The 23,996-nt window shown below is 62.3% G+C and carries 21 protein-coding genes and 1 riboswitch; of the genes, 8 read left to right on the forward strand and 13 right to left on the reverse strand.

Translation table 11 applies throughout. The annotated features are described in order from the left end of the window. Window positions 1-113: 113 nt before the first annotated feature. The 3 genes from OO730_RS06920 to ribB all read right to left on the reverse strand — a co-directional run bounded on the left by OO730_RS06920 (window position 114) and on the right by ribB (window position 3,828). Window positions 114-860, reverse strand: coding sequence for a substrate-binding periplasmic protein (locus tag OO730_RS06920; RefSeq protein WP_264983854.1), 747 nt, complete (start codon window positions 858-860; stop codon window positions 114-116). A gap of 174 nt (window positions 861-1,034) precedes the next feature. Next, window positions 1,035-2,696: a dihydroxy-acid dehydratase gene (ilvD, locus tag OO730_RS06925; protein WP_264983855.1), complete on the reverse strand. Its 1,662-nt coding sequence runs from the start codon at window positions 2,694-2,696 to the stop codon at window positions 1,035-1,037. Between the two features lie 379 nt (window positions 2,697-3,075). Further along, window positions 3,076-3,828 (reverse strand): 3,4-dihydroxy-2-butanone-4-phosphate synthase, encoded by a 753-nt coding sequence (ribB, locus tag OO730_RS06930; RefSeq protein ID WP_264984138.1) that lies wholly within the window; start codon window positions 3,826-3,828, stop codon window positions 3,076-3,078. Between the two features lie 141 nt (window positions 3,829-3,969). Then, window positions 3,970-4,116, reverse strand: a riboswitch (FMN riboswitch). A 300-nt stretch (window positions 4,117-4,416) separates the two neighbouring features. Here ribB and OO730_RS06935 point away from each other — a divergent pair. The 5 genes from OO730_RS06935 (at window position 4,417) to OO730_RS06955 (ending at window position 9,071) form a co-directional block, all read left to right on the forward strand. Beyond that, entirely contained in the window at window positions 4,417-4,773 is a 357-nt protein-coding gene (locus OO730_RS06935) for a hydrogenase maturation nickel metallochaperone HypA/HybF (RefSeq protein ID WP_264983856.1), read from the forward strand. 14 nt (window positions 4,774-4,787) lie between these two features. Continuing rightward, window positions 4,788-5,447 carry a hydrogenase nickel incorporation protein HypB gene (gene hypB / locus OO730_RS06940; RefSeq protein ID WP_264983857.1) on the forward strand — a complete coding sequence of 220 codons (660 nt, stop codon included), beginning with the start codon at window positions 4,788-4,790 and terminating at the stop codon, window positions 5,445-5,447. An 801-nt stretch (window positions 5,448-6,248) separates the two neighbouring features. Further along, window positions 6,249-7,580 (forward strand): sigma-54 interaction domain-containing protein, encoded by a 1,332-nt coding sequence (locus OO730_RS06945; protein WP_264983858.1) that lies wholly within the window; start codon window positions 6,249-6,251, stop codon window positions 7,578-7,580. A gap of 306 nt (window positions 7,581-7,886) precedes the next feature. Then, on the forward strand, window positions 7,887-8,084 hold the full coding sequence (locus OO730_RS06950; RefSeq protein WP_264983859.1) for a hypothetical protein: 198 nt from the start codon (window positions 7,887-7,889) through the stop codon (window positions 8,082-8,084). A 111-nt stretch (window positions 8,085-8,195) separates the two neighbouring features. Continuing rightward, entirely contained in the window at window positions 8,196-9,071 is an 876-nt protein-coding gene (locus tag OO730_RS06955; protein WP_323373374.1) for an Mrp/NBP35 family ATP-binding protein, read from the forward strand. A gap of 111 nt (window positions 9,072-9,182) precedes the next feature. On the opposite strand, the gene OO730_RS06960 is transcribed toward OO730_RS06955, so the two are convergent. The 10 genes from OO730_RS06960 to rfaD form a co-directional block, all read right to left on the reverse strand. Further along, window positions 9,183-9,869, reverse strand: coding sequence for an HD-GYP domain-containing protein (locus OO730_RS06960; protein ID WP_264983860.1), 687 nt, complete (start codon window positions 9,867-9,869; stop codon window positions 9,183-9,185). A gap of 1 nt (window position 9,870) precedes the next feature. Then, a complete protein-coding gene (locus tag OO730_RS06965; RefSeq protein ID WP_264983861.1) occupies window positions 9,871-10,194 on the reverse strand; it encodes a tetratricopeptide repeat protein in 324 nt (107 codons plus the stop codon). A gap of 546 nt (window positions 10,195-10,740) precedes the next feature. After that, the gene (locus tag OO730_RS06970) at window positions 10,741-11,415 is read right to left on the reverse strand and encodes a DUF47 domain-containing protein (protein WP_264983862.1); all 675 of its coding nucleotides are present in this window, start codon (window positions 11,413-11,415) and stop codon (window positions 10,741-10,743) included. Window positions 11,416-11,457: 42 nt separating this feature from the next. Beyond that, window positions 11,458-12,696: an inorganic phosphate transporter gene (locus OO730_RS06975; protein ID WP_264983863.1), complete on the reverse strand. Its 1,239-nt coding sequence runs from the start codon at window positions 12,694-12,696 to the stop codon at window positions 11,458-11,460. 48 nt (window positions 12,697-12,744) lie between these two features. Then, window positions 12,745-14,526, reverse strand: a complete 1,782-nt coding sequence (locus OO730_RS06980) for a sensor histidine kinase (protein ID WP_264983864.1) — start codon at window positions 14,524-14,526, stop codon at window positions 12,745-12,747. A gap of 444 nt (window positions 14,527-14,970) precedes the next feature. Then, a complete protein-coding gene (locus OO730_RS06985) occupies window positions 14,971-15,192 on the reverse strand; it encodes a hypothetical protein (RefSeq protein ID WP_264983865.1) in 222 nt (73 codons plus the stop codon). Window positions 15,193-15,207: 15 nt separating this feature from the next. After that, window positions 15,208-16,332 carry an alanine racemase gene (gene alr / locus OO730_RS06990; protein ID WP_264983866.1) on the reverse strand — a complete coding sequence of 375 codons (1,125 nt, stop codon included), beginning with the start codon at window positions 16,330-16,332 and terminating at the stop codon, window positions 15,208-15,210. Beyond that, window positions 16,332-18,140 carry a DNA mismatch repair endonuclease MutL gene (gene mutL / locus OO730_RS06995; protein WP_264983867.1) on the reverse strand — a complete coding sequence of 603 codons (1,809 nt, stop codon included), beginning with the start codon at window positions 18,138-18,140 and terminating at the stop codon, window positions 16,332-16,334. Before mutL ends, alr begins: the two co-directional genes overlap by 1 nt. A 144-nt stretch (window positions 18,141-18,284) precedes the next feature. Then, window positions 18,285-20,675 carry an LPS-assembly protein LptD gene (locus tag OO730_RS07000; RefSeq protein ID WP_264983868.1) on the reverse strand — a complete coding sequence of 797 codons (2,391 nt, stop codon included), beginning with the start codon at window positions 20,673-20,675 and terminating at the stop codon, window positions 18,285-18,287. Between the two features lie 12 nt (window positions 20,676-20,687). After that, complete coding sequence (gene rfaD, locus OO730_RS07005) at window positions 20,688-21,668, reverse strand: ADP-glyceromanno-heptose 6-epimerase (protein WP_264983869.1); 981 nt, start codon at window positions 21,666-21,668, stop codon at window positions 20,688-20,690. A gap of 234 nt (window positions 21,669-21,902) precedes the next feature. Between rfaD and OO730_RS07010 the strand changes: the two genes are divergently transcribed. The 3 genes from OO730_RS07010 (at window position 21,903) to OO730_RS07020 (ending at window position 23,900) form a co-directional block, all read left to right on the forward strand. Then, window positions 21,903-22,946, forward strand: coding sequence for an OmpA family protein (locus OO730_RS07010; protein WP_264983870.1), 1,044 nt, complete (start codon window positions 21,903-21,905; stop codon window positions 22,944-22,946). Window positions 22,947-23,014: 68 nt separating this feature from the next. Beyond that, window positions 23,015-23,548, forward strand: coding sequence for a hypothetical protein (locus OO730_RS07015; RefSeq protein ID WP_264983871.1), 534 nt, complete (start codon window positions 23,015-23,017; stop codon window positions 23,546-23,548). A gap of 157 nt (window positions 23,549-23,705) precedes the next feature. Next, window positions 23,706-23,900, forward strand: coding sequence for a YwbE family protein (locus tag OO730_RS07020; protein WP_264983872.1), 195 nt, complete (start codon window positions 23,706-23,708; stop codon window positions 23,898-23,900). The last annotated feature ends 96 nt before the right edge of the window (window positions 23,901-23,996 follow it).

Raw genomic sequence — 23,996 nt, forward strand, 5'->3', positions numbered from 1 at the left:
TGCACCGAGAAAATCCAGGCCTCCCCAAGGAGGCCTTTCTCGTTTTTGGGCACAAAAAAAGCCGGGCCGCATGGTTCCGGCCCGACCCCTTCAGCCCTGACCGGGCGTACGGGTCATTGGTAGAGGCGGGAATATTTGTCCACGATGGCCGCGAATTCCCCTTCCTCCCGCATTTCCCGGAGGGCGCGGCGCACCCTGTCCACCAGCCCGTCCGGCGTCCTGATCCCGAAGGCCATGTAAAAATCCTCCTGGAACAGGGGCACCTGGGCCACCCAGTAGTCCGTGGGCAGGCCCGCGTCCCTGAGCCAGTGGGCCAGGGAAAGCCTGTCGCCGGTGGTGAAATCGATTCGATTGGTTTCCGGAGAGGACTTCAGGTAATTCTGCTCCTCGCAGTTGACCGGGAAAAGATTGGCGCCCTCCACAAACCCCTTGGCCTGCAGAAAATGGTGTGTCGAGGTCTCGCGCGTCACGCCGATCCGGTAGAACCTGGCCTCCTCAAGCGTGCACGCCGTTATGTCGGTTCGGTGGCAGGGCCGGAAAAGGCACATGGCGGTGCGCAGGCCGTCGAGGTGTATCCACTTGAACAGCCCCTCCCGGTTGGGCAGTTTCAAGATGGAATAAATGAGAACGTTTTCATTGTTTTTGGCGATGTCGTAAGCCCGTGCCCAGGGATACAGCTCGATGGAGTAGTCGAGCCCGGCCCGGTTCAGGGTGGCCTCGACGATTTCGGTGACCACCCCCTTGATCTCGCCGTTCTCACTGTATGTATACGGAGGCCAGGACTCGGTCACCACCCGAAGGTCTCCCCCGAACGACATGCCCGCATGCGCCAGCAGCAACAGCACGGCAATAAGACTCATTCGAAACACGACCCCTCCATTGTTGGGAAACGCCCCGGATGCATACGGCATTCAATACATGGTCAACGTATTGTCATGATACACCATCTCCCTCTCCCGTGTATACATTTTCCCAAAGCGAAAAATGCCGGGCAGGAAATTCCCGCCCGGCATTTTCATTGACGTCGCTCAAGATTATTTTTCGTACACCGCGCCGCGCGAGGCCGAAGTCACGAGCTTGGCGTAGCGGCGGAGGAAGGGCGATGTGATCTCCTTGGCCACGGGCTTGAAGGCCTTGCGCCGCTCTTCGAGCTCGGCTTCGTCCACAAGCAGTTCGATGGACCGGGCCGGGATGTCGATGCTGATCCTGTCGCCGTCCTGGATCAGGCCGCACGGGCCGCCCGCCGCCGCTTCCGGCGAGATGTGGCCGATGGCCGCGCCGCGCGTTCCGCCGGAGAACCGGCCGTCGGTGACCAGGGCCACGGACTCGCCCAACCCCATGCCGGAAATGGCCGAGGTCGGGGTGAGCATCTCGCGCATGCCGGGGCCGCCCTTGGGGCCTTCATAGAGCACGACCACCACGTCGCCGGACACGATCTTGCCGCCCAGGATGGCCTCCACGGCCTCCTCCTCGGAGTTGAACACGCGGGCGGTGCCGGTGTTCCGCATCATCTCCGGGGCCACGGCGGACTGCTTCACGCAGCACCCCTCGGGCGCGATGTTGCCGTACAGGATGGCGATGCCGCCCTCTTCGGAATACGGGTTGTCGATGGGCCGGACGATCTCGGGGTTGGTCACCCGGGCGTTCATGTCCTTGAGGTTCTCGCCCAGGGTCTTGCCGGTGACGGTCATGACGTCCAGGTTGAGCAGGTCGCGCTTGACCAGCTCGGACATGACGGCGGGGATGCCGCCCGCCTCCTCCAGGTCCTCCATGTAGTGGGGACCGGCCGGGGAAAGCTTGCACAGGTTCGGGGTCTTGACGCTGATCTCGTTGAACATCGAAAGATCGAGGTCCAGCCCGGCCTCGGCGAACAGGGCGGGCAGATGGAGCGTGGTGTTGGTGGAGCAGCCGAGCGCCATGTCCATGGTCACGGCGTTGTGCACGGCCTTCTCGGTGACGATGTCGCGGGGTTTGATGTCGCGCTCCAGCATCTCCATGACCTGCATGCCCGCCTTCTTGGCCAGCCGGATGCGGGCGGACATGACCGCCGGGATGGTGCCGTTGCCGGGCAGGGCCAGGCCGATGGACTCGGAAAGACAGTTCATGGAGTTGGCCGTGAACATGCCCGCGCAGGAGCCGCAGGTGGGGCAGGCCCCGGCGGTGTACTCCTCAAGCTCGTCCTCGGTCATCAGCCCGGCGCGGACCTTGCCCACGCCCTCGAACACGGTGATCAGGTCGGACGTCTTCTTGTGCCCGGACAGCATGGGGCCGCCGGACACGATGACCGCCGGGATGTTCAGCCGCAGCATGGCCATGAGCATGCCGGGGACGATCTTGTCGCAGTTGGGGATGCAGACGATGGCGTCGAACGGATGGGCGGTTGCCATGATCTCCACGGAGTCGGCGATGATCTCGCGGCTGGGCAGGGACATCTTCATGCCCTCGTGGTTCATGGCCAGCCCGTCGCATACCCCGATGGCCGGGAACTCGAGCGGCGTGCCGCCGGCCAGGCGAATGCCCGCCTTGACGGCCTCGGCAATGGTGTCCAGATGCACATGACCGGGAATGATGTCGTTCTGGGCGTTGCATACGCCGATCAGCGGCCTGTCCATCTCTTCCTTGGACAACCCGCTCGCATACAAAAGCGAACGGTGCGGGGCCTTCTCCAATCCACCAGTCATCTTCTTGCTACGCATCGAAATTCTCTCCTAACTAAATAAAATTCGGAGTGGTAGTTCACACCGGATAGGGGCCGGGTGTCAACTTGTTTGGAAGAAGGGGCCTCCGGCGGCCGGGGGAAGGGGAGGAAAAACCCTTTGGGAAAGGGTTCTTTCCTCCCCTTCCCCCGGACCCCCATCCCCTCCTTTTCCTAAACTTTTTGTGCGCGCATCCGCGCGGGGTTGAGGACAAGACAATAGTACGTCTGGTCCTTCCCTTCTTACACCCCGAGGCTTTCGAGAGTGGTGCAGATGTGCCGCTATCGGAAGCCGCCGAGCAAGAAAAAGGCCCCTCCGGGCGAAAACCGGAGGGGCCTACTATATCGAAGGAGAAGCCGTATTTTGTTTTTGGCGTCGGTTACCAGCGGCTGTTGGAGCGCGACATGGCGCTGGTGCCTCTGGTGGCGCCGGCGGGCATCATGCCCGGGGCCTTGGGGGCGTCTTCCACGGGCTTGAGGTTTCCGTCCTCGTCTTCGCGGTGTTCGCGGTAGGCGATGATGTCCTGGACGGTGCACACGGCCATTTCGTTCTTGATGGCAAAGCCCACGATCTCGTGCAGCTTGGCCATGGTGCCGTCGGGGTTGGTCAGCTCGCAGAGCACGCCGCAGGGGTTGAGTCCGGCAAGCCGCATGAGGTCCACGGTGGCCTCGGTGTGGCCGCCGCGTTCGAGCACGCCGCCGGAGCGGGCGCAGAGCGGGAACACGTGGCCGGGCCGGGCCAGGTCGCCGGGCTTGGCGTCCGGGGCGATGGCCGCCTTGACCGTTGTCACCCGGTCGGCTGCGGACACGCCGGTGGTCACGCCCTGGGCGGCCTCGATGGACACCGTGAACGCGGTCCCGAACTGGCTCTCGTTTTCCTCCACCATCATGGGGAGGTCGAGCTGCAGGGCCTTTTCTTCGCTCATGCACAGGCAGACGATGCCGCTGCATTCGCGGATGAGCATGGCCATTTGCTCATTGGTCAGTGTTTCGGCGGCGAAGATGAGGTCGCCCTCGTTTTCGCGATTCGCGTCGTCGGTGACCAGGATGCCCCGGCCCTTGCGCAACAAGGCGATCGCGTTTTCGACCCGCGAGATCGGGCCGCCGAACTGTTTGAGGATTGGCTGATCCATCATCAAAGAAACCCTCCAAGGAGGTTAGGGATGAATCAGGGCGCGTAGACAGAGTGGCGGGCACGGCTTGAGCGCCGGTGTTCGCCGGAACGCATGCGCACCATGAGGCGAGGACCGCCGGGATGCGCAAACGCAGAACTGCCTCATTCTCTTCCATCCGGACTCTTACCGTCGGCCCCGGAATCACACCGGATCTGCTGACCCTCCCACCTGAGGGAGGCGCTCGCGGGCTTCCCGGAAAGCCGGATCACCGCCGGTGGGGAATTGCACCCCGCCCTGAGAACAAGTGCGGAAACATTCCTGCAAATTTCCGGCCGTGTCAACAAAAACCCGTCACAGCGAATCCGTTTCCGACCGCCCTCAAGCAACCCCGTTCCCAAGCCGGCACGTCTACTCCTCTCTTTCCCCGAATCAAGGCTTGCAGGAGCGGGTCGAGTCCCAGGCGGACGGTTGGGGCTTTCCCGCAGCCGCATCCCGATACGGCGGGGCCGGACTCCGACCTTCCGACGACGAAATCGGCCTGCTGTTGCAAGCCGACGCTGCCGTAGTTCTTGCCGCATAGGTCAAAAAGGAGTAAGCCCAATTCCCATGCATGAAATGTCCATCGTCGAATCCATCCTCGGCATCCTGCGCGAAGAGATGGTCAAACATGACGGCAAGAGGCTCAAGAAGGTGACCATCAGAAACGGCCGCCTGGCCGGCGTGGTCACCGAAGCCCTGGAGTTCGCATGGGAGGCGCTTATCCCCGGCGGCGAATTCGACGGAGCCGAACTGGAAGTGATCGAGGTGCCGGTCAAGGTGACCTGCGGCGAGTGCGGAGAGGAATTCTCGCCCGAGCACAATCGGTGCATGCCCTGCCCCAAGTGCGACGCCCTGCTCGGCCACAAGGTTCTCGAAGGTAAGGAACTGCTCATCGACTCCATTGAAGTGGATGACCAGCTATAGCAAGGAGAGGAAACATGTCCCAGGAAGTCCCCATCGTCAGAAACGTGCTGGAAGCCAACGACCGTCTGTCCGATGAGTTGAACAAAAAATTTCGGGTCAAGAAGATCCTGTGCCTGAACCTCATGAGTTCTCCGGGCGCGGGCAAGACCACACTGCTTGAACGCACCCTGACCGACCTCAAGGATGAGTTCAGGATGGCCGTCATCGAAGGCGACCTGCAGACCGACAACGACGCCCAGCGCGTGGCCGCCACCGGCGCCCAGGCCGTGCAGATCAACACCGAGGGCGGCTGCCACCTGGATTCCGGCATGGTCATGGACGCGCTCAAGTCCATCGACACCGAGGGGCTGGACATCCTGTTCGTGGAAAACGTGGGCAACCTTGTCTGCCCGGCCGAGTTCAACGTGGGCGAGGACTACAAGGTCACGCTCCTGTCCGTGGCCGAGGGCGACGACAAGCCCGAAAAGTACCCGTTCATGTTCCACATCTCCGCAGTCATGCTGCTGAACAAGGTGGACCTGCTGCCCTACGTGGACTTCGACCTGGACAAGGCCAAGGCCCACGCCACCAAGCTGAACAAGGACATCAAGGTCATGCCCATCTCCGCCCGCACCGGCGAGAACATGGAGGCGTGGTATGAGTGGCTGCGCGAGAAGCGGGCCGAGAAGCTGTAAGCCGCTTCACCGCTTTTGAAGATTTGAAAGTCAGGCCGCCCTTGTGGGCGGCCTGACTTTTTTTTGCGTGCGGAAGGAAGAAGCGGAGGCGCATTCGCGTTGTACGCTCTTCGTCCTCCTTACAACGTGTTCCGCCCCTCGGCGGCCCTATTTTTGGCTGGCGCCCCAAAAATAGGGGAAAAAGGGCGCTTTTGGGCTAGCTCGCGCTGCCAGGCCCAAGAGCCTGTAGGCGACTTTGCTGCCCGTCTGCAAACTTGCCTGCGGCAATGTCGACGGGCTGCGCAATTCGCCCGGAACAGGCTCTAGGACCTGCCAGCGAATTGCCGTCACTGCCGTTTGAACCTGCCATCTCCAGTAGGTGCACCTCTTGGTAGACGCACGCTCAATTAATCATAGTATGCACCCGCCTTGATCGCGGCCTAGAAGCCGACTGCAAGGGACGGCGGCTCCCAAAATGCAGCCCGCCCCCCTGCCAGGGCCAACACCTCCCCATACTTGCAACGCCAGCCATCCCCCACGGATGGGAGCCGTCCAGAGCTGATCGGATTCTTGCCGCGATCTTGGGGCGGCCAAGTTGGAAAAGCGCATTTTTTGCTTACTTTTTGGTGCGCCAGCCAAAAAGTCAGCCGCTGTAAAAGCGGAACACTCCAGAAGGAGAACGATTGCCGTCAAACGCGAATGCGCTAAAAACCAAAATGGCGATCAAACTCGCATCGCGGGTTTGGAGCCCACAAAATAACCGGGAGAATTTTTCGCCCATTTTTCTTGGCAGCACATAAATAGACGCGTACGCTGCCAATCATGTCCTTCCCGAAAAACCTGCCCCTTGAAGACGTGTTCGCCTCCATCGCCGACGGGCTGTTCACCGTGGACGCCGACTGGAACGTCACCTACTTCAACGAGGCTGCCGAACGCATCACCGGCATCCCCGAGACCGAGGCCGTGGGCCGCAAGTGCTGGGACGTGTTCCGCTCCTCGCTGTGCGACGGGAACTGCGCCATCTCCGCCTGCATGGACAGCGGCAAGCCCATCGTGAACAAGTCCATCTTCATCGTGCGCTCTGATGGCACCACCCTGCCGGTGTCCATCTCCGCCTCCACCCTGCGCGACGGCGACGGCAACATGGTCGGCGGCGTGGAGACCTTCCGCGACCTGACCGAAATCCACGCCACCCGGCGACAGGCCAAGGACATCTACCGGTTCGAAAACATCGTGGGCCGCAGCCCGGGCCTGGAAAAGATATTCGCCATCCTGCCGCGCATCAGCGACTCCGAGGCCACCACCCTGCTGCTGGGCGAATCAGGAACCGGCAAGGAGTTGTTCGCCCGGGCCATCCACAACCTGAGCCCGCGCAAGAACGGGCCGTTCATCGCCGTGAACTGCGGCGCCCTGCCCGAGACGCTGCTGGAATCCGAGCTGTTCGGCTACAAGGCGGGCGCGTTCACCGACGCGCGAAAGGACAAGCCGGGCCGGTTCCAGCTGGCCAACAGCGGCACCATCTTTCTGGACGAGATCGGGGATATGCCGGGCAAGCTCCAGGTCAAGCTGCTGCGCTTCCTCCAGGACAAGATGTACGAGCCGCTGGGCGGCGTGGAGCCGGTAAAGGCAGACGTGCGCGTGGTGGCGGCCACCAACCGCAACCTGGAACGGGCCGTGGCCGAAGGGTCCTTCCGCCAGGACCTGTTCTACCGCCTCAACGTGGTCACCCTGACCCTGCCGCCGCTCTCGGCCAGACAGGAGGACCTGCCGCTCCTGATCAGCCACTTCCTGGCCGAGTTCGAGGCCAGCCAGGGGAAGGGCATCCTGGGCGTGAGCGAGGACGCTCTCCAGGTGCTCATGCATCACGGCTACCCCGGAAACGTGCGCGAGCTGGAGAACATCCTGGAATACGCCTTCATCCTCTGCACGGGCGGCTTCATCCAGGTGGAACACCTGCCCGAATATCTCCAGCCCGGCCAGCCCGACCGGTCCGGCCCCGACCCCCTGCGCGGGACCATGGACGATATCAAGCGCCGGGCCGCCCGGCAGGCTGTGAAACGGAACAACGGCAAGAAAATGGCCGCCTGCCGCGAGCTCTCCATCACCAAGGACACCCTCCGCCGACTGCTCACCCCTCCCGGAAAGGGCAAATAATTAGCCCAAACCTGTCTGTACCGGGCTTATTTTTAGCCACAAATCCGTATGCCGAAATCATAACTTATTGATTTTCAATGCTATATGAGATGGCACGGTCTGTGCTTGATAGCGTGTATCCGGCTCGGGTCCGCCGTATGTGGAGTAGATGAAATGAAAGCAGATACCGACCAGCTCATCTGCCTGGCATGTTACCGGAACCGACTGGCCTCCGTTTGCGAGAATGCTGACGGCTACAAGTTATTTGAAATACGTGACGACAAATTTTACCCCGCAGGCCACCTATCCCTTCCCTCAAAGGACCCTATGGACAGGACATCCGCCATATTGGCCTGCGGGGTAACTGCTTTTCTTTGCGGCGCCATCCGCAACCAGACCCGGCAGACCCTTGAAGCGGGCGGCGTCACGGTCCTGCCCTGGCTCACCGGCTCCGAGACCCAGGTCCTCGACGGCTACATGCGCCACGCGCTGGACGACCTGGCCATGCCGGGCACCCGCGTTTGACAAATCCGAAACCATGCTTAATTAGCGTTGGCCCGGCTGGGAACCGATCCCGGACGGGCGTTGCACGATACTTCAAAGGCGGTCACCGACCGCCGTTTTCAGGAGAATACCATGAGCGGTTGTGAAGGCTGCGCGTCCGCAGCACCCGACGGTTCCTGCTCCAGCGAGAGCGGGTGCACCAATCCCGATGAGAAACTGAACAAGACCCTGTCCCGCATCAAGCACAAGATCGTGGTCATGTCCGGCAAGGGCGGCGTGGGCAAGTCCACCGTGGCCGCCAACATCGCCGTGGCCCTGTCCCTGGCCGGCAAGAAGGTCGGCCTGCTCGACGTGGACGTGCACGGCCCCAGCGTACCGCGCCTCCTCTCCCTCAAGGGCAAGCAGCCCCATATGGGTGATCAGGTCATGGAGCCTGTTCCCTGGTCCAAGAACCTGTCCGTCATGTCCCTGGGCTTCATGCTCCCGGATGACCGCCAGGCCGTTATCTGGCGCGGCCCGGTCAAGATGGGGCTGATCAAGCAGTTCGTGGAAGACGTCATGTGGGGCGACCTGGACTACCTGATCGTGGACTGTCCCCCCGGCACCGGCGACGAGCCGCTGTCCACCCTGCAGACGCTGGGACCCACAGCCATCGGCGTCATCGTCACCACCCCCCAGGGCGTGGCCATCGACGACGTGCGCCGCTCCGTGTCCTTCGTGGGCGAGGTGGGCAACCGCGTGCTCGGCATCGTGGAAAACATGTCCGGGTTCGCCTGTCCCAACTGCGGCACGGTGCACGACATCTTCAAGTCCGGCGGCGGCGAGGAGCTTGCCAAGGAAGCGGGCGTCCGGTTCCTGGGCCGCATCCCCCTCGACCCTGAGGTGGCCACCTCCGGCGACGAGGGCTACCCGTTCATGAAGGTCCACCGCGAGACCGTCACGGGCAAGGCCTTCGAGCAGGTCATCGAACCCATGCTCAATCTTCCGGACCCGCCGAAAGCAGATTAGCGACTCGCGACAGCGGCACATCCGCACCGCTTCCATGAACCGCAACGCGTAGACATAAAAAAACCGCCCCGGCACCAGCCGGGGCGGTTTTTCTGTTGGATGCAGTCGCGGTTATGCGGCCTGTTCCTTGTTGGACAGGTAGGAAACCATCTTCAGAATGGTGTCCGCCGACTTCCTGAAAGCGATCACCACGGATGGGTCGAATTGCGTGGCGGAACAGCGAAGAATCTCGTCATGCGCCTTCGTGAAATCCATGGCGTTTCGGTAGGGACGGTTTTGCAGCATGGCGGACAGGGAGTCCGCCAGGGAGATGATCCGTGCACCCAGGGGAATCTGCACCCCCCTGAGCCGGGCCGGGTAGCCCTTGCCGTCCCAGCGTTCATGGTGATGCAGGACCATGTCCACGACGCCGAGGTCGCGCAATGCGGCCACGGGCTTGAGGATGTTGGCCCCCAGCTCCGGGTGCCTGCGTATGGCCTGCCACTCCTTGGTGTTCAGGGCCCCCTGCTTGCGGAGGACCGCGTCGGGCACCCCGATCTTGCCGATGTCGTGCAGGTGCGCCGCCACGTGGATGATGTCCGCCTCGCGCGGGGAGAGCCCCATGGTCAGGGCCAGGGCGTGGGAAACTTCGGCCACCTCGTCGGAATGCATGGATGTGTGCGGGTCCTTGGCGTCTATGGCCGTGCCCAGGGACTCGGCGAACTGATGCAGCACGGTGGTCACGAAGTGGGTGGAATCGAGTGAGCACGACGTCCCACCAGCGGGTTTGTCACCCTGGACGTTTTTCCGGGTCGGCATGCTACGCGCCCTGCCCCGTCACTTCGGCCTCGAGCCGATTCAGGTTCCGGGCGATGGCCTTGTGCAGGACATTCCCCTCGCCCGCGCCCCTGACGGCTTCCTGCGCGGCCACCCGAAAGCAGGCCAGGGCCGCTTCGTGATTGCCTGCACCCTGATGCACCAGGCCGATGTTGTTGCGCACCTTTGCCCCGTGCAGGGGCGACTCCATGGACTGCGCCAGCCGGTCCGCCTGGATCAGCTGAAACAGGGCGTCCTCGGTCCTCCCCTCGTTGAAGGCATCCATTCCGGCCCGGTTCAACATGCCGAGTATTTTCAAACTGCTCATTGGTATCTCCTTTTCGGTTAGACTCGCCGGCCCGCACCATTGCGGACCGGCCCCTACATCGTCCCCGAATTGAAGACACCGCCCTCCACGCGACGAAATCCACAGAGGCGACAACCGCCGCCCGCCTTCCCTCGTTGTTCAACATGTGCGCACAATATTGATTTTGATTTTCAATTTCAAGCATTTTGTTCACATTTTTTCGCGTGCTTTTTCAACGTGTTGGAATCTGTCTCAGACAAACCGACCAGACCATTCTCAATGAGGCTCCTTTTGGCCACCCCTCGCCGCGCAACACCCCACGAAAAAAGGAGAGGCAAAAGCCTCTCCCCTAATTCGGACCAAAGGTGGCTCGGATGCAGCGCGCACCCAACAGCGACGGCCCCCCCCGGTGACGGGAGGCTTGGGAGAGTGGTGCAGATGTGCATTTTCCCGGGTATCGACCGACCGGAGGCGTAGCAACGCTACGGTGAGGATCGGACGATGCCCGAAAAATGTGCAGATGCGCCGCTATCGCAAGCCGGATCTGCGCCGACAATAATCGCGCGTTTACCGCGCGATCATTGCGCGCAGCAATTCAGCGCAATTCTCGGTGTCATGCCCCATCTTGTCCAGGCAGTCCACAAAGTGGATAAGCTGGTAGATATCCTTGAAATCTATATCCTTGTCGTAGATTTTCTGCTGCAACGCGTTCTTGCGGCGGCGCACCTCGTCGCGCTCGCGGCGGACCTTGCGGTAGCACTCCTTGGTCCCTTCGCGGTCCAGGGACTCGCCGTGGATGAGCGCGATGGTGGACTTGAGGGCCGGGCCGAGGAGCACCGTGCACTTGGCTATGGAGTCGAGCAGATAGATCAGGTCCTTCTGCACGTCCTCGGGGATGATGACCTTGCGCATGGCCAGCCAATGCAGGGCGTCCTGGGCGGAGTCGAGGATATTGTCCTGGCTCTTGGTGTAGGAGAGGAAAAGCGACTTCTCCACGGCCATGAACAGCCCTTTGGGCAGATGGTTGCGGATGTTGCGCTTGATGGAGTCGGCGTGGTTCTCGATCTCGTCCACTGCCTTGGTCAGCTCCTCGAACTCGCGACACACGCCGCCGGACACGTAGCATTCCAGGGAGTCGTCGATGGCCGCGATGCACTCGGCGATCTTGTCATAGTGCTCGGTCAAACCGTCCATGGGGGACCGGCTGGCGAGCAAACCGAAAAAGGGGAGTCTCAATGACATGTATATGACCTCTTTTGAAAGGTTTTTTTATTTAATTGCGACTTAGCTGTAACACAACCACTTGAGCAGCACAAAGATAACGATGCTGGTCAGGGCGGCAATGGGAACCGTGGCCACCCAGTAGGCCACGATCCGGAGCAGCACGCGGAAGTCCACGGCGTGGAACCCGCGGGCCAGGCCGACGCCGACCACGCCGCCTACGGCCGCGTGGGTGGTGGACACGGGCAGTCCCAGGTTGGACGCCACCAGCACGGTGGACGCGGCCCCGAAGTCCACCGCAAAACCGCGCGTGTTGGTCAGGGTGGTGATCTTCTGGCCCACGGTGGCCATGACCTTATGGCCGAGCAGGCCGATACCCACGGCGATGCCCACGCCGCCGAGCACCAGCATGGGCCAAGGCACCTCGGCCTTGGACAACAGCACGTGCTCCTTGGCGATGAGGTAGATGGCGGCCACCGGCCCGATGGCGTTGGCCACGTCGTTGGCACCCTGGGACAGGGCCACGTAGCAGGAGGTGCCGACCTGCATCTTGCGGAATATCCGCTCGACGCCCTCGGCACCCTCTTCCTCGTCCAGAATGATCTTGGCCGCGAAATACCGGGCGACCAGCCAGGCCAGGAAGGACAGGAACGCGGCCACGCCCAGCGAAGCGACCCAGTGCAGGTGGAGCGATTTGCCCGCCGGGGTCTTGTACAGGAAGGACAGGGAGATCATGGCCAGGGTGATGGCCACCCAGATGGGTGCCCACTTCTTTGCCTGGTGGATGAAATCCCGCTTGAACAGGATGTACTTCCTGATGTGCGTGAAGATGAAATAGGCGATGGCTGCGGCAAAGAACGGCGAAATGACCCATGACAGGACGATGCCGCCCATCTTGAGCCAGTTGACCACATTCGGGCCGCCCGCGATGAGGCCGAAGCCGGTGATGGCCCCGACGATGGAGTGGGTGGACGAGACCGGCAACGATGTCAGCGTGGCCACCAGCACCCACAGGGCCGCGGCCAGGAGCGCCGCGAACATGCCGATCATGATGATCTTGGGATCGGTGATGGCCTCGGGGTTGATGATCCCCTTGCTGATGGTGGCGGTCACATGCGAACCCAGGAAAACCGCGCCGACGAAGTTCAGGATGCCGGCGATGAACACGGCCTGCCTGATCGTGATCGCCCGGGCACCCACGGCCGAGGCCATGGAATTCGCCACGTCGTTCGCGCCGAGGTTGAAGGCCATGAGGAAGCCCGCCCCCAGCGACATGTAAAGGAACAGATCGTATATATCCATTGTTACGCCCCTCTTTCGAGGGAGTTGGTTAAATGTTCGTCACGATCGTCACGCCGGTTTGTCCAGGCGGAAGCAGAAGCGCGCTCCGCGGACGTCCTCGCCGTATCCGTCGTGCCAGATTTCCCCGCCGAAATTTTTCACTATGCGGCGGCAGATGGCAAGCCCCAGCCCTGCGCTGCCCGATCCGTCGATGGTGTTCTCGTCCACCCGGTAGAACCGTTCGAACACCTTGGTCGAAAGTTCGCGCGAGATCCCGGGGCCCTGGTCCTCCACGCAGAAGACGATGGATTCGCCGTCGTCCTCGGCAAAGACCGTGATGCGACCGCCCATGGGGCTGTACTTCACGGCGTTGTTGAGCAGATTGTGGAAGACGTGCAGCAGCCCGTCGGTCTCGCCCATGACCATCATCTCGCCCTCGGGGGTGCGGGTCTCGATGACCACGTCCTTCTCGGCGGCCCACGGCGTCAGGTCGTTGACCGCCCGCGAAAGGTGCTCGCGACCGGACACCGGCACCCGCTCCAGCCGTTTGCCCATCTGCTCGGACTTGGCCAGGGCGAGCATGGAGGAGATGACCTTGTCCATATGGTCCGCGTTCTTGAGCACGGTCTGCAGGAACCCCTTGGAGTCCTCGGGATTGGCCGGGGGCATGTCGATGAGCGTCTCGGTGTAGCCCTTGATGGAGGTCAGCGGCGTGCGCAGCTGATGCGAGGCGTTGGCCACGAAATCCTTGAGTCCCTTCTCGCTCTGCTTCATCTCGGTGATGTCATGGAAGACGAGGATGATTTTGCGCACCCCGTTCTGGTCCCGGTACGCCTCGGCCTTGACCTCCACGGTCCGCGAGTCGGACAGGTCTATCTGCACGGAACTCGAACCGTTGTCGGCGTCGGCCAGGATGGAGTCCACCAGATCCTGTATCTCGAACCGCCGGGAGACCTCGATGGGCGTCCTGCCGACGGAGGACTCCGGCATGTTGAACATCTTGTCCAGCGCCGGGTTGAAGGACTCGATGCGCCCCTCGCTGTCCAGGGTCAGCACGCCCTCGTGCATGCCCTGGAAGATGGCCTGGAGCTGCCCCTTCTGGTCGCTGACCAGTTGCATGTTGCGCTCGATGGACTGGGCCATGGCGTTGACCGACTCGGCCAGGGGCTTGAACTCGCCGCCCGGGACCCGGCGCAGCCGCTTGGAATAGTCACCTTCGCCGATGGCCCGGGCCAGGCCGGAAAAGGCCAGGATTTCCCGACCCATGTTGTGGGACATGACGATGCTGATGACCAGGGCCACGCCGAAGGTGATGACGAATATCCACAGGAAGTTCCGGCGCAACAGGCTCAGCCGCTCGCCCACCTTGGAAAAGGACACGGCCAGCCGGATCACGCCTTCGGGCACGCCGGAGGAAGCCTCCATCTTCGAAGCCACGTAGAGCATGTCCTTGCTCAGGGTGTCGGAGTGGCGGACGTTGGCCCCCCAGCCGCTTTGCAGGGCGGCCATGACCTCCGGCCGGGAGGAGTGGTCGTCGAGGTTGCCCAGGTCGCCGAACAGGACGTCGGAATCGGCAATGACCCGCCCGTCCACGATGTAGGTGATGCGCGAGCCGAGGCTGTAGCCGAAGGCGTCCACCCATTCGGAGAACTCCCGCTCATCGGCAAAGCTCTGATGATCCCTGATGAGCCACTTGATGGACTCGATCTCGCTTCTGGAACGGATTTCGGTATCCGCGATCAACTCTTCTTCCACGATGGAGGTGGAATAGAAAAAGATCACGCCCAGGACCGCGAGCAAAAGCGCCCACGTCCATAAAAGGATACGCATCTGAAAGGAGCCGAGCCTCATACCCTGTACCTCGTTGCGCAACGGCGGTTGAAATTGGTCAAGCCGCTCAGACTATCCCGCCGCGCCGCGCGCGTGGGCTGTGTAACACAAACGTAACGAAATTGTAACGTCATCCTTTGTTACAGTTCTGTTACAAAACCCGTCCCGATCCCGCAATCAAGCCGTTTTCCCGCCATCCGCGTTCCGAAAGACAACTCCAGAAAATCCAAGCCCATGGGCCATGCCCGGTCCTCCAATAAGCCTGTTTCCGGTTCGAGCCAAGGCCGGTTCACCGAGAAGCGTACGAGTGCGGGGCGCAAAAAACGGCAAGACCAAAGCGTAGTTTTCCTACGCGAGGGTCTTGCCGTTTTGCAGCACTCCTGAGTGCGGAATATCGCGTACGGCCCGAAGACTCGCCTGCAATTCGCTTGACGCAGCAATGGTGCGCTTATCGGCAATCCGGAATTAGAAGCCGCGCATGCACTCCATGAGATACATGGACACTTCAACGCGGCAGGTGCCGTTTTCCTCGATCACGCGGACGTTGTTCTCGGGAATCAGGGCCATGTCCTCGGCCACGTTCAGCCATTTTCCTTCCAGCCAGGCAGGGGTCACGCCCTTCTCTTCCATGTCCTTGAGGGGGTAGCTCTCGGCCACGACCCATTCGTCGTCTTGCACTGCAGGCATGTCGATCTCCTTGAATTAAATATACTCTCTCGGGTTCATGCCCAGCAGGCAGAACACCTCGTAGTCGATGGTTCCCCACCACCCTGCCAATTCCTTGGGGGTGATGGCGTCCGGTCCCGGTCCGCCCAGAAGAAAGGCCCTGTCCCCGGCTCCGACGGCGTGACCTTCGCGCATATGTTCGGTGACGTCAACCGCGGTCATCTGCATGCAGACCCGCCCCCTGATGGGCGCCCGTTTTCCGTGGATGAGCATCTCGCCCGTATTGGACAGGCCGCGCGAGTAGTTGTCGGCATAGCCCACGCCGACGACGGCCACCACCGAGTCGCGGTCCGCCGTGAAGGTCCAGCCGTAGCTGATGGACTCGCCCTTTTTCAGCTCGTGGACCTGCATGACCGGCGCGGTGACCTCCATGGCGGGCCGGAACTCCCGGCCCAGGGATTCCAGTTCGGAGCCCGAGAACGGGTTGCCGCCGTACAGGGTGATGCCCTGGCGCAGGGAACCCATCCGGCTCCGCTCAAAGGCCAGGGCCCCGGCGGAATTGGCGATATTGGCCTCCACGTCGAATCCGGCTGCGGTCAACCAGCCGACCATGGACTCGAAAGTGGCGATCTGCCCTTCCACATTGTCCTTGTGCCCGGGCACATCCGCCGACGCCAGGTGGGAAGAGGCCATGACCGGATTGAGCCCGGACCCCTTGATGACCTCCATGGCCGCGTCCAGCTCGCCGGGCAGGAACCCCAGCCGACGCATGCCGGTGTCGAACTTGAGCCCGATGTCCAGCGGCCCGTTGGCCGCAGCGGCGGCAGCCACCTTTTTCAACTGGTCGATATGGGAGATGGCCGCCAGCACGTCATGCTGCCACAGGGCCTCCACGTCGGCGTCGTCCTGGGGACCGAGCAGGGCCAGGATGCGGGTCTTGCACCCGATCCCGCGCAGCTTGACCGCCTCGTTGACGAAACCGACCGCAAAGGTGATCACGCCCTCGGGCTCCAGGGCCCGGCAGGTCTCGGCCAGTCCGTGCCCGTAGGCGTCGGACTTGATGACCGGGATGACGTTGTCGTGAAGCTTCCGGTAGATTCGGTAATTGTGGCGCAGGTTGTCCGGGTTGATCCGAACGCGCAATTTGTTGTAATCGATCATTATTTTCTCTTGAAAATTTTTTCGAGGTCATGGGACGACCAGCGCAGGACAATGGGCCGCCCGTGAGGGCAGTACTCCCGCTCCGGGGTGACCAGCCAGGTTTCGAGCAGGGCCAGGGCCTCGTCCGTCGCCAGGGGCTGGTTGGCCTTGATGGCGGTCTTGCACGACATCATGATCCACAGGTCTTCCAATCCCCTGGCCTTTTCCGCCAGGGCGTCCGTGAGATACTCCCGCGCCTTGCCCGAGTCCAGCGTGGGCGGAATGCCGCGCACCAGCGCCTTGGCCGGGCCGTCCATGGAGATGACGAAGCCCATGGACCGCAGGTCGTCGTGCAGCCCCTGCAGCACCTCGGCCTCGCTGGGATGCAGGGCGATCTCGATGGGCAGGGCCAGGGGCTGGGAATCGCCCCTGGTCCGGGCCTTGCGCATGGCCTCCAGCAGAACGCGCTCATGGGCCGCGTGCTGGTCGATGAGCACCAGGGTATCGCCTTCGCGGACCACCAGATAGGTGTCGGCCACCTGGCCGAGATAGGTCATCCTGCCGCCCGCCAGGGACGCCGACCGGGTCGCGTCGAGGCCGGGCCCCGCCCCTTCCCGGGCCATGGGCGCGGACGGCCCCACGGGCAGGTCCAGGCCCCTCGGCGGGACGAAGTCGGGCTCGACCCGGCGGTAGGTGGAAAATTTCGGGCCGTCGCCCATGGACGCGGGCCGGTGCGCGAACTTTTCCGGCGGGCCGGGCGGCATGGAGGACGAGGGGCCGGACACGGACGAAGCGGGCGGCGGCGCATAGGCGGGACCGCCGCTCCCGGCCGGTTCCCGGTTGCCAAGGGCCTGCAGGATGCCCCCCCGGATGACGGAAAAGACCGCGCTCTCCTCGATGAACCGCACCTCCATCTTGGCCGGGTGCACGTTCACGTCCACCTCCTCGCGCGGCAGTTCCAGGAAAAGCACGATCTGCGGATATTCGCGGGACAGGAGCATGCCCTTGTATGCCTGGCGCACGGCGGACAGCATGAGCTTGTCCTGCACCGGACGGCCGTTCACATAGAGCAGGATGCGGTTGCCCCGCCCCTGGGCCGTGGCGGGCGAACCGGCCACGCCGTGGGCGCGGTAGCCGTGCCGCTCGAAATCAAAGGGACAAAGTTCCCGGCAGACCGCCGGGGGCCAGAACGCGGCCAGCCGGGCGCACAGGTCCTGGCCGGAGGGCAGCCGGAAGGCCTCGCGCCCGCCCACGGTCAGTGAAAACCCGGCATGCAGATGGGCCAGGGTCAGGCGCATGAGCGTCTCCTGGCAGCGCCGGTTCTCTGTGGACTCGGTCTTGAGGAACTTCAGCCGGGCCGGAATGGACTGAAAGAGGTCGCGAACCTCCACCCGGGTGCCGGATTGCAGGGCGGCCGGGCCTTCGGCGGCCACTTCGCTGTTGCGCACCTCGATGAAGGCGGCCTCATGCCCCTCGGCGCGGGAGGTCATGATGAACCGCGACACCGAGGCGATGGACGGCAGTGCCTCGCCCCGGAAGCCGAAGGAGCCGATGGCGGACAGGTCGGAGAAATCCCGTATCTTGCTGGTGGCGTGCCGGGTCACGGCCAGGGCGAGTTGGTCCGGGGAGATGCCGGTGCCGTTGTCCTGGACCACCATGAGCGCGCGCCCGCCCTTTTCCACGGTCACGTCCACGCGGGTGGACCCCGCGTCCAGGGAGTTCTCCACCAGTTCCTTGACCACGCTGGCCGGTCGCTCCACCACCTCGCCCGCAGCGATCTGGTTCTTCAGGCCCGGGGGCAGGATACGGATTTCAGCAGGTTCCATCATGGCTCAACAATAAGACTTCCGGAAGGTTCAGCAAGGTTCGAATGCAGGACGCAATGAAAAGAAACCAGCGGGAAGCGGATTCCCCTCACGGCAGTCTGCCTTTTTTGCGGCGGCGGCGCAATCGAGCATTGGGGGATCGCTTGGCTAGAAATTGAGCAGATCGAAACCGATCTCGAACCGGTGGTCGTCGGGCTTCTGGGTGTAGGCGAAATACAGGGAGTAGCACTCCGCAGCCCAGTTGAACTTGAGGGTGCGCTCCAAATCCTTGCCGGACACGAAGTCGTGGCGATACTTGGCGCCGATGGAGAAGTCCTCGGTGACCTCCCACCTGGCACCCAGGTTGAGCACGGACATGCGATCGGTGCGGGTGCGCAGGTACTCGTCCACCTTGTCCAGGAAATCGTAGCCCACGGAGATCATGCCCAACCCGTCCTTGTGGAACACGACCGAGGTCTCGCTCTGGGTCAGGCCGGTGATGTAGGGCGAGAACCAGTTGCGGGTCAGCACGTCGATGAATGTCTCGGGCTTGACCTTGAGTTCCACCATGACGTCGGAGAAGGGACGGCGCTCATACTGCCCCAACTCGTCCGTGCGGTCCGCCTCGCGCAGATTGTAGGACTGCTCCACGCGGAACAGGACGAAATCGAGGTAGTCGCTGGCCACGGAGGTCACGGGCCGGCCGCCGTTTTCACCCGGCGACAGGATCACGGAATCGCGCCGCCGGTCGAGCAGGTTGGTCAGTGAATAGGTCACCTTGTTCTTCGCCTCAAGCCGGTCCAGGGCATCGAAATACGGGAGCTTTGACTGGCCCGAGACATGCGGCGTGTACCCATATTCCACCCGAGGCACGATGGAGTGCTTGAGCCTGGTCCAGCGGCTGGTCCCGGCCAGCCCCGGCTCGGGACTGAGATCCTCGGCCAGGTTGAACACGCGGGTCATCTCCGAAAATGCGGTGAACCCGCCCGCCCAGGAGGTCCGGCTCTGGAACCCGTCCTCCATGACGCCCGTGTCGATGGACTGCGTCTTCCCGCCCGGGCCGGTGACGGTCATGACGCCGGTCTTCTCATGGGAGGTCACGTTGTAGGAGGTGTGATCCAGGGACAGGGACGGGATGAACGTGACCAGGTCGGTCTTGAGCGGCAGTTTCAGCTCCGGCGTGGCCCGGAACCGGTGCCCGGAATTGCCGTATTCACGATGAAAATAATTGTATTTGGTTTCCAGGGAGGCCTCGAGCCCGGTGCCGAACAGGGACTGCTGCCAGGCGAACCCGTCCAGTTCCGGGAACTTCTGGACCGTGGGGTCCTGGGACGACGAGTTGTTGCCGTTGCGGTATTCCAGGGCCTGATCGTACTGGACCAGGCCGACGACGCCGAAGCGGTCCCAACTGCGGCTGACGTAGGCCGTGCTCAGGCGGTGCAGGGAGTCTATGTTCTCGATGTCGCGACCGAAGGCGTCGAGGAACTGGTCACGCGAGGCCTCGTATCCGTTGGGGCCGTTCTGAAAATCGCGCAGGTAGTTCTGGTCGGAGACCACGTCCAGGTCGAGCCTGACCTGCCACTTGGGGCTGCCCAGCCAGCCGTTGTACTTGGAGCGCACCCACCACCGGTCCGGGTTGTCGCGGGTCAGCCCGTCCCCCCGGTAGGACTCGAACTCGTCACCCTCGGTCGGGGCCCGCTTTTTGTCGTAGAGGACGTCCGCCTGCCAGACGCCCTTGGTGGCGGAGTCGTTGGCGTGGCGGTACTCGATGCCCTGCATGTATCCGCGCTTGCTCATGAAATTCTGATAGAAGGTGGCATCGGACTCGTCGTCGATGGCCCAATAGTACGGCAGGTTGAACTGGAAGCCGAGCTTGTCCGAACTGGCCATGTACGGAATCAGGAAACCGCTCTGGCGCTTGGCCGTGCCGGGCAGGGCCATATACGGCCAGTAGAAGACCGGCACGTCCTTGATGCGGAAGGCGGAATGGTAGAGGTGGACGCGGCCGTCCAGGGTCACGTCGCCCTCTGCGGTGGTCACGGACCAGGCGGGCCTTTCGCCGGAGCAGGCCGTGACCTTGGCGTTCTTGAAGGTGTAGGTGTCGCCTGCGGCCTTGCCCACGCGCTCGGCCTCCACGTAGATGTGGGGCTTGGCCATGAACAGCTTGCCGTTCTTGAGCCACCCGGTCATGTTGTTCAGGTCGAACTCGGCCTCGTCGGCCTGGAGGAAATCGCCGTCCCAGTGGGCGCGGATGTTGCCCTTGAGAAAGACCCAGCCCGTGGACTGGTAGTACCGCGCGAAGTCCGCCCGCAGCTGGTTCTTGCCCAGGCTCAGGGAGCAGTTGCCGAAGGCCTCCACGTACTCGCTGGTATGGTCGCCCACCACGCGGTCCGCCGAGAAGGTCCATTCCGACTGCTTGGGCTGCTCCACCGGGGCCTCGGGCACGTACTTCCGAACCCGGTTCCCGTCGGGCGTCTTGCCGATGAGCGTCCAGGGGAGGCACAGCACGAGGACGAAAACCGTCCCGGCCAGTATTGATATGCGCGACCTGCGTTCCAAATACACCTCGCCCTAGCGGGACTTGAGATAGCGGTCTTCTTTGTCCAGGTAATTCTGCACGTAGTCCTTGGCGCCGTCTTCCAGGGTCGTCATTTCCCCGTCATACCCGGCAGACCTGAGCTTGTCCATGTCGGCCTGCGTAAAATACTGGTATTTATCGCGAATGGATTCCGGCATGGGGATATACTCGATATTCGGCTCCCTTCCCAGGGCCGCGAACACCGAGTTGGCTAGGTCATTCCATGTCCTTGCAGTTCCCGTACCGATGTTGAAGATGCCGTTCTTGTCCGGATTCTCCAGGAACCAGGCCATGATGTCCACGCAGTCCTTGATGTACACGAAGTCGCGTTTCTGGCCGCCGTCGGGGTACTCGTCGCGGTAGGACTTGAACAGCTTGAGCGCGCCGGTCTCCAGTATCTGGGAGTGGGCCTTGCAGATGACCGACTTCATGTCGTCCTTGTGGTACTCGTTGGGGCCGAAGACGTTGAAGAACTTGAGGCTGACGATGCGGTCAAGGACATTGGCGTCCTTGGCCCAGAGATCGAAAAGCTGCTTGGAGTAGCCGTACATGTTCAGCGGGTTGAGCCGATCGATGCCCTCGTGGGCGTCGTTGAAGCCGAACTCGCCGTTGCCGTAGGTGGCCGCCGAGGAGGCGTTGATGAACCGGGCGTCGTGATCCAGGCAGAAGCGGCAGACGTACTGGGTGTAGCGGTAGTTGTTCTCCATGAGGAAGTCGGCGTCGAGCTCCGTGGTGGAGGAGCAGGCGCCCATGTGGATCACCGCCTGGGTCTCGAACGGGTCGTCCCCCTCCAGCATGAACTTGAGGAACTGGTCGCGGTGAAGATAGTCCTGATACCGCAGGCCGACAAGATTCTTCCACTTGTCCGAAGTGGACAGGTTGTCGACCACCAGGATGTCGTCGATGCCCATCCGGTTGAGTTTCCAGACCATGGCGCTTCCGATGAATCCCGCGCCGCCCGTGACTATGTACATAACTGCTCCTTGCTCCCCCGAGATTCATCCTCGGGGTGTAAACGTCTTTTTATACTGTGTTCCCGGCCGGGACGCAACCCGAAGAACTCTTCATTCCCTGTTGAGATCGCATTACTTTTCCTATATTTCCCGGCATACCCCCTTGCGCCAGGGGCCACACTCTTGTAATGTCATAATTCGCAAATCATGCTGATTGTGCTTTTTTGAGAACAATTCTTATCAAGGAGAAAAAATATGAAAACTTCAAAGCGTCTGCTGTTCCTGGCTCTGGCCGCTCTCTTGACCCTGTCCTTTGCGTTCGCGGCCACCGCCAACGCTAAGATGGTCAAGAAAGTCGACAACTTCATCCTGTTCGTGGACCAGTCCGGTTCCATGGCCATGAAAGGCGACTTCAAAGTGAAGAAAATCGAGATGGCCGTCCAGAACATCCTGGCCCTGAACAACGCCATCCCGGAACTCGACTACAATTCCGGCGTGTACATGTTCGCCCCCTTTGAGGAAATGTGCGGCATGAAGCCCTACTCCAAGGCCAACGTGGAAGGCGCCGCCAAAGCCATCGACACCGGCTTCGACATCTTCAACCGCCAGACCCCCATGGGCGCGGGCCTTGCCAGCATCGACGGTCCCCTGTCCTCCTTGAGCGGCAAGACCGCCCTGATCATCTTCACCGACGGCGCGTCGAACATCGGTGCCGACCCGGTCGCCAAGGCACAGGCCCTGTACGCCAAGTACGGCGACAAGCTCTGCGTCCACGTGGTCTCCTACGCCGACACCGCCGACGGACAGGCCGTCATCGAGGGCATCCGCGCAGCCTTCCCGTGCACGGTCCCGGCCGACGCCGCCACCTTTGCCGACGCAGGTGCCCTCAAGCGTTATGCCCAGGCCGTCTTTTACGGCGAAGTCGCTGATCCGGCTCCGAAGCCCGCTCCGGTGCCCATGGTCAAGGAAACTATCTCCTTCAACCTGAACTTCGACTTCGACAAGTATTCGATCACCGAGGAAATGACCCCGATCCTGAGCAGGGCCAAGGCTCTTCTGGAGCAGGACCCCGCCGCTTCCTACGTCATCTCCGGTCACACCGACTCCACCGGTACCGACGCCTACAACCAGGGCTTGTCCGAGCGCCGCGCCAACTCCGTCATGAACTGGCTGACCGCCAACGGCGTGGGTGCAGACCGCATGGAGGCCGTGGGCTATGGTGAATCCCAGCCCAAGTACGACAACACGACCAAGGAAGGCCGCAGGCTGAACCGCAGGGTTGAAATCCTGACCAAGTAGCGTTATAGTGCAAACGGCTGGGCGGCACTGCCGCCCAGCCCACTGCTCTGGTTGGAAGGATGCGACCCATGCAACAATCTGCTATCTATGTTATTTTGGCCGTGTTTCTGACCGGGGCCTTTTTTACGTCCGCCGCACAGGCGCAGAGCGAGGCCCTGGCGAGCCCCCCCGTGGAGACCGCCTCCATCCAGGACTCCGACACCGAATCGCCCGGCAAATCCGCCCTGACCGTCCTGAAAAAGGACCTGGCCCGCAAACAGCAGCAGCTGGTCACGTCGGCCCTGGAGTGGATGGCCACCGCCAACACCCACCTCCTGCCCTCACGCCGCAAGCCGCGCATCGAGAAACAGTCCGACGGCACATACAAGGCCGTGTACTTCATGCGCCGCCAGTACCTCGAAGAAGAGGTCGCCCCGGGAATGGGCAAGCTGTTCGAGGTGACCAAGGAACAACACGGCTATTCCGGCCTGTTCCGCTTCGTGGAAGTGGTATACGAGGCCCGGGGTTCCTCTCCCGAGGAATGCCGCGCTGCCGAGTTCACCCCCAAGGTCCGCCGCCCCAACGCCCAGATTTTCTGCTATTCCGGCGGTCGCTGGCAGTAATCCCCTTCGCGCAGGTTTGCGAAAGCCGCGCATCCGCACTTTTTTCGAACCGGCCGCCCGCCCGAACGGGCACGGCATGCATGGTTGCGGTCGGCAGATTGCACGGCAACCCACTCCAGCAAACCCCGACGCGGGGTAAACCACCAGAGGCCGTTGAATGAGTATTCCCAGAAAAGACATCAAGCCCGGCATGCGGGTGCATATCGTCCTGAAGAAAGACCAGCGCTCGGGGAACCTCACCGAGGGCGTGGTCGAACGGCTGCTGACCAAATCGCCCACCCATCCGCACGGCATCAAGGTCCGCCTGGACGACGGCCAGGTGGGCAGGGTCAAGGCGATCCTGGCCGACTAGCCGCACCTCGCCCTTCTATTTCCTCTCCATCTTGCCGCAACCGTGCGCATGCTGTATGCAATAGCCAATATTGCAACCGGCCCGCGCCGTGCGTCG

This window comes from Pseudodesulfovibrio portus, from assembly GCF_026000375.1.
In the GTDB taxonomy this organism is placed as follows: domain Bacteria; phylum Desulfobacterota; class Desulfovibrionia; order Desulfovibrionales; family Desulfovibrionaceae; genus Pseudodesulfovibrio; species Pseudodesulfovibrio portus.

Excerpts from the sequence above, each read along its gene's own strand:
- OO730_RS07015 (WP_264983871.1), top strand. The coding sequence starts at position 23,015 with ATGCAACAATCTGCTATCTATGTTATTTTGGCCGTGTTTCTGACCGGG.
- OO730_RS06985 (WP_264983865.1), bottom strand. The coding sequence starts at position 15,192 with ATGCCTGCAGTGCAAGACGACGAATGGGTCGTGGCCGAGAGCTACCCC.
- OO730_RS06960 (WP_264983860.1), bottom strand. The coding sequence starts at position 9,869 with ATGCCGACCCGGAAAAACGTCCAGGGTGACAAACCCGCTGGTGGGACG.
- OO730_RS06935 (WP_264983856.1), top strand. The coding sequence starts at position 4,417 with ATGCATGAAATGTCCATCGTCGAATCCATCCTCGGCATCCTGCGCGAA.
- OO730_RS06955 (WP_323373374.1), top strand. The coding sequence starts at position 8,196 with ATGAGCGGTTGTGAAGGCTGCGCGTCCGCAGCACCCGACGGTTCCTGC.
- alr (WP_264983866.1), bottom strand. The coding sequence starts at position 16,332 with ATGATCGATTACAACAAATTGCGCGTTCGGATCAACCCGGACAACCTG.
- rfaD (WP_264983869.1), bottom strand. The coding sequence starts at position 21,668 with ATGTACATAGTCACGGGCGGCGCGGGATTCATCGGAAGCGCCATGGTC.
- OO730_RS06945 (WP_264983858.1), top strand. The coding sequence starts at position 6,249 with ATGTCCTTCCCGAAAAACCTGCCCCTTGAAGACGTGTTCGCCTCCATC.
- OO730_RS07020 (WP_264983872.1), top strand. The coding sequence starts at position 23,706 with ATGAGTATTCCCAGAAAAGACATCAAGCCCGGCATGCGGGTGCATATC.
- mutL (WP_264983867.1), bottom strand. The coding sequence starts at position 18,140 with ATGATGGAACCTGCTGAAATCCGTATCCTGCCCCCGGGCCTGAAGAAC.
- ilvD (WP_264983855.1), bottom strand. The coding sequence starts at position 2,696 with ATGCGTAGCAAGAAGATGACTGGTGGATTGGAGAAGGCCCCGCACCGT.
- OO730_RS06980 (WP_264983864.1), bottom strand. The coding sequence starts at position 14,526 with ATGAGGCTCGGCTCCTTTCAGATGCGTATCCTTTTATGGACGTGGGCG.
- OO730_RS06975 (WP_264983863.1), bottom strand. The coding sequence starts at position 12,696 with ATGGATATATACGATCTGTTCCTTTACATGTCGCTGGGGGCGGGCTTC.
- OO730_RS06965 (WP_264983861.1), bottom strand. The coding sequence starts at position 10,194 with ATGAGCAGTTTGAAAATACTCGGCATGTTGAACCGGGCCGGAATGGAT.
- OO730_RS06950 (WP_264983859.1), top strand. The coding sequence starts at position 7,887 with ATGGACAGGACATCCGCCATATTGGCCTGCGGGGTAACTGCTTTTCTT.
- OO730_RS07010 (WP_264983870.1), top strand. The coding sequence starts at position 21,903 with ATGAAAACTTCAAAGCGTCTGCTGTTCCTGGCTCTGGCCGCTCTCTTG.
- hypB (WP_264983857.1), top strand. The coding sequence starts at position 4,788 with ATGTCCCAGGAAGTCCCCATCGTCAGAAACGTGCTGGAAGCCAACGAC.
- ribB (WP_264984138.1), bottom strand. The coding sequence starts at position 3,828 with ATGGATCAGCCAATCCTCAAACAGTTCGGCGGCCCGATCTCGCGGGTC.
- OO730_RS06920 (WP_264983854.1), bottom strand. The coding sequence starts at position 860 with ATGAGTCTTATTGCCGTGCTGTTGCTGCTGGCGCATGCGGGCATGTCG.
- OO730_RS06970 (WP_264983862.1), bottom strand. The coding sequence starts at position 11,415 with ATGTCATTGAGACTCCCCTTTTTCGGTTTGCTCGCCAGCCGGTCCCCC.